General features: G+C 69.8%; 16 protein-coding genes. 15 read left to right on the forward strand and 1 reads right to left on the reverse strand.

What is annotated here, in order from left to right:
• Positions 1–9 precede the first annotated feature (9 nt).
• The 13 genes from ffh (at position 10) to CDO52_RS08940 (ending at position 11,124) form a co-directional block, all read left to right on the forward strand.
• Positions 10–1,608: a signal recognition particle protein gene (ffh, locus tag CDO52_RS08880; protein WP_017617449.1), complete on the forward strand. Its 1,599-nt coding sequence runs from the start codon at positions 10–12 to the stop codon at positions 1,606–1,608.
• A 364-nt stretch (positions 1,609–1,972) separates the two neighbouring features.
• A complete protein-coding gene (gene rpsP, locus CDO52_RS08885; protein WP_017617450.1) occupies positions 1,973–2,443 on the forward strand; it encodes a 30S ribosomal protein S16 in 471 nt (156 codons plus the stop codon).
• Position 2,444: 1 nt separating this feature from the next.
• Complete coding sequence (locus tag CDO52_RS08890; RefSeq protein ID WP_017617451.1) at positions 2,445–2,687, forward strand: RNA-binding protein; 243 nt, start codon at positions 2,445–2,447, stop codon at positions 2,685–2,687.
• Positions 2,688–2,793: 106 nt separating this feature from the next.
• The gene (rimM, locus tag CDO52_RS08895; protein ID WP_017617452.1) at positions 2,794–3,306 is read left to right on the forward strand and encodes a ribosome maturation factor RimM; all 513 of its coding nucleotides are present in this window, start codon (positions 2,794–2,796) and stop codon (positions 3,304–3,306) included.
• A 37-nt stretch (positions 3,307–3,343) separates the two neighbouring features.
• Complete coding sequence (trmD, locus tag CDO52_RS08900; RefSeq protein ID WP_094932307.1) at positions 3,344–4,162, forward strand: tRNA (guanosine(37)-N1)-methyltransferase TrmD; 819 nt, start codon at positions 3,344–3,346, stop codon at positions 4,160–4,162.
• Between the two features lie 174 nt (positions 4,163–4,336).
• Positions 4,337–4,696 carry a 50S ribosomal protein L19 gene (gene rplS / locus CDO52_RS08905; protein WP_017617453.1) on the forward strand — a complete coding sequence of 120 codons (360 nt, stop codon included), beginning with the start codon at positions 4,337–4,339 and terminating at the stop codon, positions 4,694–4,696.
• Between the two features lie 293 nt (positions 4,697–4,989).
• Positions 4,990–5,910 carry a signal peptidase I gene (gene lepB, locus CDO52_RS08910; RefSeq protein WP_394340780.1) on the forward strand — a complete coding sequence of 307 codons (921 nt, stop codon included), beginning with the start codon at positions 4,990–4,992 and terminating at the stop codon, positions 5,908–5,910.
• Between the two features lie 142 nt (positions 5,911–6,052).
• On the forward strand, positions 6,053–6,376 hold the full coding sequence (locus tag CDO52_RS08915) for a DUF2469 domain-containing protein (RefSeq protein ID WP_026125551.1): 324 nt from the start codon (positions 6,053–6,055) through the stop codon (positions 6,374–6,376).
• 260 nt (positions 6,377–6,636) lie between these two features.
• Positions 6,637–7,017, forward strand: a complete 381-nt coding sequence (locus CDO52_RS08920) for a YraN family protein (RefSeq protein ID WP_017617456.1) — start codon at positions 6,637–6,639, stop codon at positions 7,015–7,017.
• Position 7,018: 1 nt separating this feature from the next.
• On the forward strand, positions 7,019–8,548 hold the full coding sequence (locus tag CDO52_RS08925; protein ID WP_026125552.1) for a YifB family Mg chelatase-like AAA ATPase: 1,530 nt from the start codon (positions 7,019–7,021) through the stop codon (positions 8,546–8,548).
• The gene (gene dprA, locus CDO52_RS08930; protein WP_232524419.1) at positions 8,545–9,711 is read left to right on the forward strand and encodes a DNA-processing protein DprA; all 1,167 of its coding nucleotides are present in this window, start codon (positions 8,545–8,547) and stop codon (positions 9,709–9,711) included. Before CDO52_RS08925 ends, dprA begins: the two co-directional genes overlap by 4 nt.
• 79 nt (positions 9,712–9,790) lie before the next feature.
• Positions 9,791–10,168: a RidA family protein gene (locus CDO52_RS08935; RefSeq protein ID WP_017617459.1), complete on the forward strand. Its 378-nt coding sequence runs from the start codon at positions 9,791–9,793 to the stop codon at positions 10,166–10,168.
• Entirely contained in the window at positions 10,165–11,124 is a 960-nt protein-coding gene (locus CDO52_RS08940) for a tyrosine recombinase XerC (protein WP_094932309.1), read from the forward strand. Before CDO52_RS08935 ends, CDO52_RS08940 begins: the two co-directional genes overlap by 4 nt.
• Here CDO52_RS08940 and CDO52_RS08945 read toward each other — a convergent pair.
• Positions 11,041–11,685, reverse strand: coding sequence for a murein hydrolase activator EnvC family protein (locus CDO52_RS08945; RefSeq protein WP_083919736.1), 645 nt, complete (start codon positions 11,683–11,685; stop codon positions 11,041–11,043). The genes CDO52_RS08940 and CDO52_RS08945 overlap by 84 nt on opposite strands.
• Positions 11,686–12,084: 399 nt before the next feature.
• Here CDO52_RS08945 and rpsB point away from each other — a divergent pair, with 399 nt between their 5' ends.
• Together rpsB and tsf are read left to right on the forward strand one after the other, a co-directional pair.
• Entirely contained in the window at positions 12,085–12,993 is a 909-nt protein-coding gene (gene rpsB / locus CDO52_RS08950) for a 30S ribosomal protein S2 (protein WP_017617462.1), read from the forward strand.
• 125 nt (positions 12,994–13,118) lie between these two features.
• Complete coding sequence (gene tsf, locus CDO52_RS08955; RefSeq protein ID WP_017617463.1) at positions 13,119–13,955, forward strand: translation elongation factor Ts; 837 nt, start codon at positions 13,119–13,121, stop codon at positions 13,953–13,955.
• The last annotated feature ends 81 nt before the right edge of the window (positions 13,956–14,036 follow it).

Consider the following 14,036-nt stretch of genomic DNA (forward strand, 5'->3'; position numbering starts at 1 on the left):
GCCAGACTCGTGTTCGAGACGCTTTCCGACCGACTGACATCGGTCTTCTCCTCGCTGCGCGGCAAGGGCCGGCTGTCCGAGGAGGACATCAACGCCACCGCGCGCGAGATCCGTCTCGCGCTGCTGGAAGCCGACGTCGCGCTGCCCGTCGTCCGCGAGTTCATCGGGCACATCAAGGAGCGCGCCCGCGGCGAAGAGGTCTCCAAGGCGCTGAACCCGGCGCAGCAGGTCATCAAGATCGTCAACGAGGAGCTCATCCAGATCCTCGGCGGCGAGACCCGAGAGATCCGCTTCGCCAAGAACCCGCCGACCGTCATCATGCTGGCGGGTCTGCAGGGCTCCGGTAAGACCACCCTCGCGGGCAAGCTCGCGCGGTGGCTGGCGGGTGAGCGGAACACGCCGCTGCTCGTCGCGGCCGACCTGCAGCGCCCCAACGCCGTCACGCAGTTGCAGGTGGTGGGCGAGCGCGCGGGTACCCCGGTCTTCGCACCGGAGCCGGGCAACGGTGTCGGCGACCCGGTCGCGGTCGCCAAGGCGTCCATCGAGCACGCCGAGCGCAACAACCACAACGTCGTCATCATCGACACCGCCGGCCGGCTGGGCATCGACGCCGAAATGATGCAGCAGGCCGCCGACATCCGCGACGCGGTCACGCCCGACGAGATCCTGTTCGTCGTCGACGCGATGATCGGTCAGGACGCGGTCAACACGGCGCAGGCGTTCCTCGACGGCGTCGGCTACGACGCGGTGGCGCTCACCAAGCTCGACGGCGACGCGCGCGGCGGTGCGGCGCTGTCCATCCGGCACATCACCGGGCGGCCGATCATGTTCGCCTCCACCGGTGAGAAGCTGGAGGACTTCGACCTCTTTCACCCGGACCGGATGGCCGGGCGCATCCTCGACATGGGTGACGTCCTCACCCTCATCGAGCAGGCGCAGCGGACGTTCGAGGAGTCCGAGGTCGAGAAGATGGCCAGCACGCTGGCCTCCGACGAGGACTTCACGCTCGACGACTTCCTGCAGCAGATGTCGATGGTCCGCAAGCTCGGACCGATCAGCAACCTGCTCGGCATGATGCCCGGCATGGGGCAGATGCGCGACCAGCTCAGCAACGTCGACGAGAAGGACCTGGACCGCATCGCGGCCGTCATCCAGTCGATGACACCCAGTGAGCGCGCCAACCCGAAGATCATCAACGGGTCGCGGCGGCTGCGCATCGCCAACGGCTCCGGTACGCAGGTCAGCGACGTCAACGGCCTGGTCACCCGCTTCTTCGAGATGCAGAAGATGATGCGTCAGATGAAGAACGGCGGGATGCCGGGCATGCCCGGGATGCCGGGAATGCCGGGGGGTGGCGGCCGGAAGAAGGCCAAGGCCCAGGCGAAGAAGGCCAAGAAGGGCAAGCAGCGCAGCGGCAACCCGATGAAGGCCAAGGAGCAGGAGGCGCAGAAGGCGGCCGAGCGCCAGAAGCGCCGCGACGAGGGCGGCGCGGCGGGCCAGCCGCAGCTGCCCCCGGGCCTCGGCGGCGGTGGTGGCCCGCAGCTTCCGCCCGGGCTCGGCGGGGGCAAGATGCCCGACCTGTCGGACTTCAAGCTGCCCAAGGAGTAGCGGCCTCCGTGCCGCGTGGTGTGGGGGTGTCACCCGGGACGACCGGGTGGCACCCCCACGCTCGTCGGATGTGAGGTGCCGCTCATCGCCGGGACGCGGCGGCCCGCGTGCGCCGCGCGGCAGGGCGGGTGGGTACGGGCCGCCGCCGCACGGCGGCGGCCGGGGCGTCAGCGCGGACGCGCCGAGGAATGCCCGGGCACGCACGCAGACCCATCAACATCTGGCACAATTGAGTGTTGACTAACGGCGAATCGGACCGGCCCTCTACTTGTCCGGTCGCCCACGTCCTCGCTTCGGTGGCGTGCCGCAACCCCACGTGGCGCCGATCCGGGCATCCATACCGTAATCAGGAGAAGACCACTCCGTGGCTGTCAAGATCAAGCTCAAGCGACTGGGAAAGATCCGCGCGCCCCAGTACCGCATCATCGTCTCCGACGCCCGTACCAAGCGCGATGGCAAGCCCATCGAGGAGATCGGCCTCTACCACCCGAAGGAAGAGCCGAGCCGCATCGAGGTGAACTCCGAGCGGGCGCAGTACTGGCTGTCTGTGGGGGCCCAGCCCACCGGCCCGGTGAAGACCCTCCTGTGCCGCACTGGCGACTGGCAGAAGTTCAAGGGCCTTCCCGCGCCGCAGAACCCGCTCAAGGTCGCCGAGCCGCGCGACAAGGAGGCCGAGGAAGCCGCCTTCCAGGCCGTCCTGAAGGAGCTCGTCCTGCCCGGTGACGAGGGCAAGGGCAAGGGTAAGAAGGCAGACAAGAAGGCTGACAAGGCCGAGAAGGCTGAGAAGGCCGACAAGCCGGAGAAGGCCGCGGAGAAGTCCGAGGGCGAGGCCTGACGTGCTGGAAGAGGCGCTTGAGCACCTGGTCAGGGGGATCGTTGAGAACTCTGACGATGTCCAGGTGAGAGCCCGGCGGCTCCGCAAGGGCAAGGTGCTTGAAGTCCGGGTCCACCCCGATGACCTCGGGAAGGTGATCGGCCGCAACGGCCGCACCGCCAAGGCGCTGCGGACCGTCATCGGTTCGCTGGCCGGCGGGCGGTACGTCCGCGTCGACCTGCTGGACCTGCACGAAGTGCGCTGAATCGCGCGCTAGGGCGTCGACCGATCACCGGATGGGTCGGCGCCCTAACGTCATGTTCGGACACCGCGCCTGTCGTGTGGTTCGGACCCCTGCCTCAAGGAGAAGGATGCGTCTCGTTGTCGGTCGGATCGGCCGGGCGCACGGTATCCGCGGCGATGTCGCGGTGGACGTGCGCACCGATGATCCGGCGGAGCGTTTCGTGGCCGGTGCGAAGCTGCTGACCGATCCGGTCGCGGCCGGGCCGCTCACCGTCAGGTCGGTCCGCATGCACGCGGGCCGACTCCTCGTGCGCTTCGAGGGCGTCGCCGACCGGAACGGCGCGGAGGAGCTGCGCGGTGTGACCCTGCTCGTCGAGTCCGCCGACATCCCGCCGGTGGACGACCCCGACGAGTTCCACGACCACGAGCTCATCGGCATGCGCGTCGTGACGACCGAGGGGGGCGAGGTCGGTGTGGTCGACGACGTCCTGCACCACGCCCAGGACGTCCTGGTGATCAAGGACCCCTCCGGCGAGGACGTGCTCGTCCCGTTCGTCCGAGAGCTCGTCCCCGAGGTCGACACCGGCGCCGGCCGCATGGTGATCGACCCTCCGCCCGGCCTGCTGGACCTCGGCCGCTGACCACGGGCCACGGGCCTCAAGAGAGCCGTACACGCTTATGCGCATCGACATCATCACCATCTTCCCCGACTACTTCACCCCGCTGGAGCTATCGCTGATCGGCAAGGCGCGGACGTCGGGGATCCTCGACGTGCGCCTGCACGACCTGCGGTCCTGGACCTATGACCGGCACAGCACCGTCGACGACACCCCCTACGGTGGCGGTCCCGGCATGGTCATGAAGCCCGAGCCGTGGGGCGAGGCGCTGGACGCCGTCACCGCGAAGCCGTCCCAGGGCGGTCACGGGGATGAGACGGCGGCTCCGGCCGTGCCGCGGCTGATCCTGCCCACACCCAGCGGCGTCCCGTTCACCCAGGCGCACGCCGACCGGCTGGCTGCCGAGCCGTGGCTGGTCTTCGCCTGCGGCCGCTATGAGGGGATCGACTCCCGCGTCGCCGAGGACGCCGCGCAGCGCATGCCGGTGGAGGAACTCAGCATCGGCGACTACGTCCTGGCGGGCGGAGAGTCGGCGACGCTGGTCATGGTGGAGACGATCTCCCGGCTGCTGCCCGGGGTGCTGGGCAACCGCGAATCGGTGGCCCAGGACTCCTTCGCGACCGGCGAGATGCGGCACCTGGTGGAGGGGCCGGTCTACACCAAGCCCGCGGTCTGGCGCGACCACGAGGTCCCGCCGGTGCTCCTGTCCGGAAACCACGGCGCCGTCGACCGCTGGCGGCGTGACCAATCGCTCCGCAAGACCGCCCGCAACCGCCCGGATCTGCTGGAGAGCATGCCGACCGACCGGCTTGACCAGCGTGACCGGGACGTCCTGGAGGAGGCTCGGTTACAGACCGGTGCCGAATCTGTGGCAGACTAGACGAGTTGCCCCTGCCGATGAACATCGTCGGCGTGTCGTCATCGCCGTTGGAACCAGCGCGAACGACCGCGGATGAGCCGCCAGAGGCACACCATTTCGACCCGAGCAGCAGATCCGCCCGCGCGAACCGCCATGTCCGTCGCCGCGGCGCGCAATCGATGAGGAACCGCTGAGATGCACACCGCTATTCAGGAGCTTGAGAAGGCGCAGCTGCGCTCCGACATCCCCGACTTCCGCCCGGGCGACACGCTGAACGTTCACGTGCGGGTCACGGAGGGCAACCGCTCCCGGATCCAGGTCTTCAAGGGTGTCGTCATCCGGCGGCAGGGCGCCGGGAACCGCGAGACCTTCACGGTCCGCAAGATCAGCTACAGCGTCGGCGTGGAGCGGACCTTCCCGGTCCACACCCCGGCGATCGAGAAGATCGAGATCGCGGCCCGCGGCCGCGTCCGTCGCGCCAAGCTGTACTACCTGCGTGACCTGCGCGGCAAGGCCGCCCGGATCCCCGAGCGCCGCGAGTCCTCCAAGGGCTAGGCGCTCCCGGCCGCGGCCGTCGCCCCTGTCGGGGCCAGCCTTTCCCGACGCGTGGCGTCCTGCTCGGCTAGGCTTCGTTGCCGATGAGCAACGAAGAATCGCAGTCGCGACCGGACGGGCAGCCCGAGGACGACGCCGATCGGCGCGAATCGGGCGGCCCGGCCGATGACACTGGCTCCCCCATGACCGATCATGGGGGAGCCAGAGTTGTATCCGGGGGTACCGGGAACACTGCGTCAGATGAGGGTTCGGCCGCGGAGGCGGTCGGCACGGAGGAGAGCGTTGGCAAGACGATGAGCGCCAAGAACGAGGGGTCGAAGGAGAAGCAGGGTTCCTTCTGGAAGGAGCTGCCGATCCTGATCGTGATCGCGCTGGTCCTGGCGTTCGTCATCAAGACGTGGGTCGTCCAGGCGTTCTACATCCCGTCGAAGTCAATGGAGGAGACCCTCCTCGTCGGTGACCGCGTGCTGGTCAACAAGCTCGTCTACCAGGTGCGCGACATCAAACGGGGCGACGTCGTGGTCTTCAACGGCTCCGGCTCCTGGGACGAGGGCGAGACCGTGGTCGTGGAGGAGCCGACCAACCCGGTCTCGCGGCTGTTCACCTGGGTGGGCCAGCAGCTCGGGGTGCAGCCCACCGGCAAGGACTACATCAAGCGCGTCATCGCGCTGCCCGGCGACACCGTCGCGTGCTGCGACGCGGAGAACCGGGTTACCGTCAACGGGGTCCCGCTGGACGAGGAGGACTACCTCTTCCCGGGCAGCGCCGCCACCGAAACCGAGTTCGGCCCCGTGACCGTGCCCGAGGGCCGGGTGTGGCTCATGGGCGACCACCGCGCCATCTCCTATGACTCCCGGCTGCACCAGAACGACCCGGGGGAGGGGAGCGTCGCCATCGACAGCGTGGTCGGCCGCGCCTTCGTGATCGTCTGGCCGCTGGACCGGTGGGGCACCTTGCCCATCCCCGACACGTTCGAGAAGCTGAACGACGAGACCGCGGAGGGGAAGAAGTCGGCGAGCGGATCGGACGTCGGGGGTGAGCCCGATCTGGCGAGCGCGCCCGTGGCGGCCGCCGCGCTTCCGTTCGCCCCCTTGCCCTCGGAACCGCCGCTGCCGTCCCCCTCCACCTGGGCGGACGCCGCGCCCAGCGGGCGCTGCGCCGGCGGTTCCGGAAGTCACACGCCGAAGATTCCGGGATTGATCGCGCGCGGTTGACATGTGTCGCATCATGGATTCAGTGACGACGGATTCGTCGGCCCCCGCACCGGGGCGACGACGTCACCGACACGTGTACAGCGACGGGGTCGAAGGGGGCCAGAAGACCGAACCGGGAGTGCACGACGAAAGCGAGCGCGAAATGAGTTCTGAGGACCTGGAGAAGTACGAAGCCGAGATGGAGCTGCAGCTCTATCGCGAGTACCGGGATGTTGTCGGCCTCTTCGGGTACGTGGTGGAGACCGAGCGCAGGTTCTACCTCACCAACCACGTCGACCTCCAGCCGCGCAGCACCGAGAACGGTGAGATGTACTTCGAGGTCACGATGGAAGACGCCTGGGTGTGGGATATGTACCGCCCCGCCCGGTTCGTCCGCAACGTGCGCGTGGTGACGTTCAAGGACGTCAACGTCGAAGAGATCACCAAGTCCGACCTCGAGGTCCCCGGTTCCGGCCATACGGTCTAGGGAATCCCGACGACGTCTCCCGATCCCGTCGCCTGACCACCTGCGGTTCCCCGGTGGCCCAAGGCGACTCACCATCGCATGACCGGCCCCTCCGGTCATGCGATATTTCTGTGTGCGCCGCCTGGTGAGCGAGTCTCACCTCTCCTCCACGCCCGCCCCCGCGCCAGAGGTGGTGGGCGACGGGTTATCCACAGCCGGAGAAACGTGGGTCGCGCCGGACGCCGCCGTCCCCGCACTTTGGGGCGGGGAGGTGATCGCATATGGCGATCGACGTCCGGGCGTGGGTCCGGCGCAGGATGGACCTGGGGCGGCGAGGAGAGGAGCTCGCCGCGGCGTTTCTGGAGCGTCAGGGGATGCGCGTCCTGGCGCGCAACTGGCGATGTCCCCAAGGGGAGATCGACATCGTGGCGCGTTCCGGGTCCACACTCGTCATCGCGGAAGTGAAGACGCGGACCAGCGTGCGGTTCGGGTCGCCACTGGAGGCGGTCGATCGCCGCAAGCGCGATCGGCTGCGCATGCTGGCGCGGCTGTGGTCGGAACGCAACGGCGCAGCCGCCGCTCGGGTCCGGATCGACGTCATCGCCGTCCTGGTCCGCTCCGACGGCCGCACCTATGTCGGCCACCATCGGGCGGTGGCGTGAGATGGGTCTGGCACGCGTCCGGTCCATGGCCCTGATCGGGGTCGATGGGCACATCGTGGAAGTCGAGGCGCACATCGGTGACGGTCCCGCGGGGCTCACCCTGGTCGGGCTGCCCGATACCGCCCTGCGCGAGGCCCGCGACCGCATCCGCGCGGCCCTCGTCAACTCAGGCGAGCGCTGGCCGGAGGGCCACATCACAGTTAGCCTGTCGCCCGCCAGCTTGCCCAAGCGCGGCAGCGGATTCGACCTCGCGATCGCCGCCGCCGTCATCGCTGCCGACGGCGCCATCCCGGTCGAAGGCGTCCAGAACTCCGTCTTCCTCGCCGAGCTCGGCCTCGACGGCCGCACCCGCGCGGTCACCGGGGTACTGCCCGCCGTCCTGTCCGGAGTCCGCGCCGGATATCCGAGCTTCGTGGTCGCGCGCGGCAACGCGGACGAGGCCCGGCTCGTCCCGGACGCCGAAGTCGAGCCCACCGCCTCACTCGCCGAACTCTTCGCCCGGCTGCGCGGCCACCCCGTCGAACTGTCACTCTTCGACGAGGAGACCGAGTCCGCCGCCCCGGCACCACGCCCAGCGCGCCACCTGGATCTCGCGGACGTCCTCGGACAGCCCGTGGCCCGCCGCGCGGTCGAGATCGCGGCGGCCGGAGGCCACCACCTGATGCTCGTCGGCCCGCCGGGAACCGGCAAGAGCCTGCTGGCCGAGCGCCTGCCGACCATCCTCCCGCCCCTCAGCCAGGCGGAGGCCATCGAAGTCACCGCCGTCCACTCGGTGGCCGGGGAGCTTCCCGAAGGCTCGCCGCTGGTCGACCGCCCTCCGTTCTGCGCGCCGCACCACACCGCCACCCGGGCCGCGATGGTCGGCGGCGGCAGTTCGCGGCTCCACCCGGGCTGCGTGTCGCTGGCCCACCGGGGCTGCCTGTTCCTGGACGAGGCCCCGGAATTCGACCGCAACGTCCTCGACTCGCTGCGGCAACCCCTGGAGAGCGGGGAGGTGACGGTGTCCCGGGTGGCGGCCACCGCGCTCTTCCCGGCACGATTCCTCCTGGTACTCGCCGCCAATCCGTGCCCATGCGGGAAAGGCGGCCCGGCCTGCGTGTGCCCGTCGGTGCGGCGCCGCCGCTACCTGGCGCGGCTGTCCGGACCGCTGCTCGACCGTGTCGACTTGAAGGTCGAGCTACAGCCGGTCGCGAACGCCGAACTTCTCGCCGACCGTGCCTTCGCCGAGTCGTCCGCGACCGTCGGCGAACGCGTGGTCCAGGCCCGGGAGCGGGCGGCCAAGCGGCTCGCCGCGACACCGTGGTCCACGAACGCCGAGATTCCCGGTGCGGAGCTGAGACGCCGCTTCCCGGTCGCGTCCGACGCGCTGCGCCTCCTCGGCGCGGCACTCGATCGCGGCGAGGTCAGCGCCCGGGGTGTCGACCGCGCCCTGCGCGTCGCCTGGACCCTGGCCGATCTGGCGGGGCGTGGTGAGCCCGGGATCGACGACACCGCCTACGCGTTCGCGCTCTGGTCGGGGCGGGCGCAGTGAGCGGCGCGCCGACGGACGACGCCCGAGCGCGTGCCTGCCTCACCGCCGCGGCCGACGCCGGAGATCCTCTCATGGGCGCGCTGATCGGCGAGCACGGCGCCGCCGAGATCTGGGCCGCGCTGCGCGCCGGGACCAAGCTTCCCGATGTGGAAGGAACGGACACACAACAGCGATCGACCCGCACCGCCAGGCAGGAGCGGTGGCGCGCCCGTGCTCAGGGGATCGACCCCGATGCCCTGCTGTCCGCGTCAGCCGAGATGGGAGGGCGGCTGGTCGTTCCCGGAGACCCGGAATGGCCCGGACGGTTGGACCGGCTGGGGCAGCGGCGCCCCTACGCACTGTGGCTGCGTGGCGTCCAGGACCTGCGCAACGCCTGCCTGAGGTCGGTGGCGATGGTGGGCTCCCGTGCCGCTACCGGTTACGGACTGCACGTCGCGGCGGACCTGGCCTGCGGGCTCGCCGAACGCTCCTGGTCGGTGGTCTCCGGCGGCGCCTACGGTATCGACGGAGCCGCGCATCGCGGGGCACTCGCGGGCGGGGCGCCCACCGTCGCCGTCCTCGCCTGCGGGCTCGACATCGACTACCCGCGCGGGCATGAGGCCCTGTTCGTCGACATCGCCGCGCGTGGCACGCTGGTCAGCGAACACCCACGCGGGACCGTCCCCACCCGGCACGGATTCCTGGTTCGGAACAGGATCATCGCCGCGCTGACCCCGGGCACCGTCGTGGTCGAGGCGGGACTGCGCAGCGGCGCGCTGAACACGGCCCGGCACGCGCAGGACCTGTGCAGTGTGCTCATGGCGGTACCCGGACCGGTCACCTCCGCACTCTCAGCCGGCTGCCACCGGCTGCTTCGGGAGTGGCAGGCCGCCTGTGTCACCGACGCCGCCGACGTCGCCGAACAGCTCGGCCCGATCGGCGAGGAGCTGCGTCCTGGCGGCGGCACCGCACTGGCACGCGACGGCCTGGACGAAGAGTCGCGGCGCGTCCTCGACGCCGTCCCGGACCGCAGGGGAACCGGAACCGCCACCATCGCCCTCGCAGCGGATCTGGATCTCGACGCCGCCCTGGGGCGCCTGGGACTGCTCGCGGCCGGTGGTTTCATCGAACGGTGTGCCGAGGGCTGGCGCACCCGTCCTGACAGTGGCATGCAGGAGAGATGAGCTGGAGCGAATGATCCGCGGCGGCACGGCTACGTCCTTAAATCGGTGCTGTGACGGGCCTGAAGGGTAATGTTGCGCCATGACGAGGAACTACAGCGCCGCATTCCTGGCGGATGGACCGCTTGTTTTCGTCTCCGGTCAGACTCCCGAGGCCCCGGATGGCAGTGTCGCCTCCGGTGACGCCGTGGAGCAGACCCGGCAGGTCTTCCGCAACGTTGAGGCGGCTCTCGCTCCATACCAGGCGGATCTCCGGAATCTGGTCAAGGTCACCTACTACCTGCGGCATATCGCCGACCTGCAGGCCGTCCGGCAGGTGCTGAACGAGTTCCTCGTGCAACAGCCACGTCCAGCCAGCACCCTCCTCGAAGTGACCGGGTTGGTCGACTCCCGCTTTCTGGTGGAGATCGACGCCGTGGCGTGCCTGCCCGGCTCGGGTGGTCGCAGCGAGGCGAGATGAGTGAGGACCAGCCCGCACACGAGACGAGCCGGGAGCAGGGCGACGCCGACGCGGAGTCGCAGGCGGGGCATGCCGAGCTCCTCGCTGAGTTCCGCGGCCACCTCGAAGGCGCGGGGCGTTCGCCGCACACGGTCCGTGCCTACCTCAGCGACCTGCGCGGCCTCCTTGGCCACCTCGACGATACCGGTCGCGGAATCCAGGACATCGACATCGCGCTGCTGCGCGACTGGCTCTCCCGGTCGCATGCGGCGGGCGCGGCCCGCTCCACCATGGCGCGGCGCACGGCCGCGGCGCGCGGCTTCACCGCCTTCCTGTATCGCTCCGGGCGGCTAGCGGTCGACCCGGGGCCGCTGCTCGCCACTCCGGCCCCACGGCGCCCGCTCCCCGACGTCCTCGACGAGGAACAGGCCCACACCGCACTGCGGCCGAACGGGGAGGACGACGATTCCCCGACCGCGCTCCGCCGCACCGCCATCGTCGAAGTCCTCTATGCCACCGGCATCCGCGTGGCCGAGCTGTGCGCGCTCGATCTCGACGACGTCGACCGCGAACGCCGCACCCTGCTCGTCCATGGCAAGGGCGCCAAGGACCGCGTCGTGCCCATCGGCGTCCCAGCGCTGGACGCGGTGGACCGCTGGTTGCACGCGGGACGCCCGCACTGGGCGAACGCCGGCAGCGGACCCGCGCTCTTCCTCGGTGCGCGCGGGGGGAGGCTGGGCACCCGCACGGCCCGTCGCGACGTCCACGAACGCATGCGGCACGAGGAGACGGGCGACGACATCAGCCCGCACGGCCTGCGGCACAGCGCCGCCACCCACCTGCTGAACGGTGGCGCCGACCTGCGCAGCGTCCAGGAGATCCTGGGCCACGCCTCACTGCGCAGCACCCAGATCTACACCCACGTCTCCATCGAGCGGCTCACCCGCGCCTACAACCAGGCCCACCCCCGCGCGTGACGCGCGTCCGGTGCCCAGCACCGGAAGGAGCCGGATCTCGCCCATGCCGAGGAGCGCCAGGGGATCCAGGTAGGCGCGATCGCGCAGCAACCCCCAGTGCAGACAGGCCCGCCGACCGCAGTGGCGCGGCGCGGCCGCGACCGTGCCGATGACGTCCCCGGCATCGACCGGGTCGCCGCGTTCCACCTCCGCCTCGACCGGCAGGTAGGTCGTGCGCAGTTCGCCATGGGCGATGCTCACCACACCCGTTCCGGCCACGGGTCCGGCGAAGGCCACCCGACCCGCGCCTGCCGCCATCACCACCGCGCCCTCGTCGGCCGCGAGGTCGACACCTCGATGCCCCGGCAGCCACCGCTCCTCCGGAGGATCGAACGGGCGGACCACCTCCCGCTTGCCCTCCAGTGGCCACCGCCACGCCGCCTCGCTGTCCGCCGACGCGGACGTCCCCCGCACCAGGACCAGCAGGACCAGTACGACTAGGGCGACGAATCCGACGGCGACCGCCGCCGACACGAGCGCGGCGATGGTCGACGACGGTGCGTCTGAGGCCGGAGCACGCATGTGAGGAGAGGACGATGGGATGGGACGGCAGGGGCGAGAGGTGGGAGACCGGTAGCGGCGGCGCGAGATCTTCATGGACACCAGGGTGGGGAGAGCCCACCCCTCCCGCCACGCGGATCCCGGCTCCTGTGGACGACCAGGCCGCCGACGCACCCCCGGACAACGCCCCCGACGTGCTTGACATCTCCCCATCGCGGCGTCTCACCGGCGCGCGAGGGCGCTGCTCCGGTTAGAATCTTCTGTGGCTCAACTTGAGTCACCAACTACGCACGTCCCCGTGCTTTCCCCGGAAGGGGTCGGTCTTACGGTCCGCGCCGCCGCAGGCGGTGCGGCGGATCGGCCGGGACGTCAGGAACAACCGAGGCGGGATCCGTCCCGCCGCACAGGAAGGACCCGGTCATGGCCACCACAGTCGTGACGATCCGTCAGCTGCTCGAGAGCGGCGTCCACTTCGGGCACCAGACCCGTCGCTGGAACCCGAAGATGAAGCGCTTCATCTTCACCGAGCGCAACGGCATCTACATCATCGACCTGCAGAAGTCGCTCGCCTACATCGACCGCGCCTACGAGTTCGTCAAGGAGACGGTCGCCCACGGCGGCACCATCCTCTTCGTCGGCACGAAGAAGCAGGCGCAGGAGGCCATCGACGAGCAGGCTCGCCGCGTCGGCATGCCCTACGTCAACCAGCGTTGGCTCGGCGGCATGCTCACCAACTTCTCCACCGTCCACAAGCGGCTGCAGCGTCTGAAGGAGCTCGAGGAGATCGACTTCGACGACGTCCCCGGCTCCGGCCTGACCAAGAAGGAGCTTCTTGGCCTGCGCCGCGAGAAGGAGAAGCTGGAGCGCACGCTCGGCGGTATCCGCGACATGTCCCGCGTGCCCAGCGCCGTGTGGATCGTGGACACCAAGAAGGAGCACATCGCGATCAGCGAGGCTCGCAAGCTGAACATCCCGGTCGTCGCCATCCTCGACACCAACTGCGACCCGGACGAGGTCGACTACCCGATCCCGGGCAACGACGACGCCATCCGCAGCGTCAGCCTGCTCACCCGCGTCGTCGCCGACGCGGTCGCCGACGGTCTGCTGGCTCGCTCCGGTGCCTCCACCGACGAGCAGAAGGCCGCCGCCGAGGAGCCGCTGGCCGAGTGGGAGCGGGAGCTCCTCGAGGGCAAGGGCGAGGAGGCCAAGGCTGAGGCTCCGGCTGAGGCCAAGGACGAGGCCCCGGCCGCTGAGGCTCCGGCTGCTGACGCCGAGGCCCCGGCTGCCGAGACCCCGGCTGCTGACGCCGAGGCCCCGAAGGAAGACTGAGCCGTCGGCCGCCTCAGGTAACGCTCCGCCCTCCACACACAAGCCCGCGCCTCGGCGCGAGCGTGTGTGGAGGGCACCTTTGAGACACCGTAGACCCACTCTCCTAGGGGATGAGAGAAACAGCCATGGCGAACTACACCGCCGCTGACGTCAAGAAGCTGCGCGACACGACCGGCGCCGGCATGATGGCCTGCAAGAAGGCGCTGGAGGAGCACGACGGCGACTTCGACAAGGCCGTCGAGTTCCTGCGCGTCAAGGGCGCCAAGGATGTCGGCAAGCGCGCCGACCGCACCGCCGCCAACGGCCTCGTGGTCCTCAAGCAGGACAGCGACTCCGCCGCCGTTCTGGTCGAGCTGAACTGCGAGACGGACTTCGTCGCCAAGAACGACCAGTTCCAGGCCCTCGCCAACGGCATCGCCGACTTCGTCGCCGCCAACGACTTCGCCGACGTCGAGACGCTGCTCGCCGCCGAGTACGCCGACGGCAAGTCCGTGCAGAAGGTCATCGAGGAGACCAGCGCGGTCATCGGCGAGAAGCTGGAGCTGCGCCGCTTCGCCAAGTACGAGGGCGCCTACGTCGCCAGCTACATGCACAAGTCCGACCCCGACCTTCCCCCGACCATGGGTGTGCTCGTCGAGCTGGACAAGGCCGAGGCCGAGATCGGCAAGGACCTCGCCCAGCAGATCGCCGCTCTGGCTCCGAAGTACGTGAGCAAGGACGACGTCCCCGCCGACATCGTCGACAACGAGCGCCGCATCGCCGAGGCCACCGCCCGCGAGGAGGGCAAGCCGGAGCAGGCTCTGCCGAAGATCATCGAGGGCCGCGTCAACGGCTTCTTCAAGGACGCCACGCTGCTCGGGCAGCCGTTCGTCAAGGACAACAAGAAGACCATCCAGAAGGTGGTCGACGAAGCCGGCGTCACCGTGCGCCGATTCGTCCGGTTCAAGGTCGGCCAGGCCTAGACCTTTGACATGATGGAGGTGCCGGGGGATTGATTTCCCCGGCACCTTCGGTGGATAAAGGCGGGGTTCGGGCCGAACCTA

It is taken from the genome of Nocardiopsis gilva YIM 90087 (assembly GCF_002263495.1).
Classification (GTDB): Bacteria; Actinomycetota; Actinomycetes; order Streptosporangiales; family Streptosporangiaceae; genus Nocardiopsis_C; species Nocardiopsis_C gilva.

Bases quoted from the DNA above. Each gene is read 5' to 3' on its own strand.
- rimM (WP_017617452.1), top strand. From the start codon at position 2,794: ATGCGTCTCGTTGTCGGTCGGATCGGCCGGGCGCACGGTATCCGCGGC.
- trmD (WP_094932307.1), top strand. From the start codon at position 3,344: ATGCGCATCGACATCATCACCATCTTCCCCGACTACTTCACCCCGCTG.
- rplS (WP_017617453.1), top strand. From the start codon at position 4,337: ATGCACACCGCTATTCAGGAGCTTGAGAAGGCGCAGCTGCGCTCCGAC.
- lepB (WP_394340780.1), top strand. From the start codon at position 4,990: ATGAGCGCCAAGAACGAGGGGTCGAAGGAGAAGCAGGGTTCCTTCTGG.
- CDO52_RS08915 (WP_026125551.1), top strand. From the start codon at position 6,053: ATGAGTTCTGAGGACCTGGAGAAGTACGAAGCCGAGATGGAGCTGCAG.
- CDO52_RS08920 (WP_017617456.1), top strand. From the start codon at position 6,637: ATGGCGATCGACGTCCGGGCGTGGGTCCGGCGCAGGATGGACCTGGGG.
- CDO52_RS08925 (WP_026125552.1), top strand. From the start codon at position 7,019: ATGGGTCTGGCACGCGTCCGGTCCATGGCCCTGATCGGGGTCGATGGG.
- CDO52_RS08935 (WP_017617459.1), top strand. From the start codon at position 9,791: ATGACGAGGAACTACAGCGCCGCATTCCTGGCGGATGGACCGCTTGTT.
- CDO52_RS08940 (WP_094932309.1), top strand. From the start codon at position 10,165: ATGAGTGAGGACCAGCCCGCACACGAGACGAGCCGGGAGCAGGGCGAC.
- CDO52_RS08945 (WP_083919736.1), bottom strand. From the start codon at position 11,685: ATGCGTGCTCCGGCCTCAGACGCACCGTCGTCGACCATCGCCGCGCTC.
- rpsB (WP_017617462.1), top strand. From the start codon at position 12,085: ATGGCCACCACAGTCGTGACGATCCGTCAGCTGCTCGAGAGCGGCGTC.
- tsf (WP_017617463.1), top strand. From the start codon at position 13,119: ATGGCGAACTACACCGCCGCTGACGTCAAGAAGCTGCGCGACACGACC.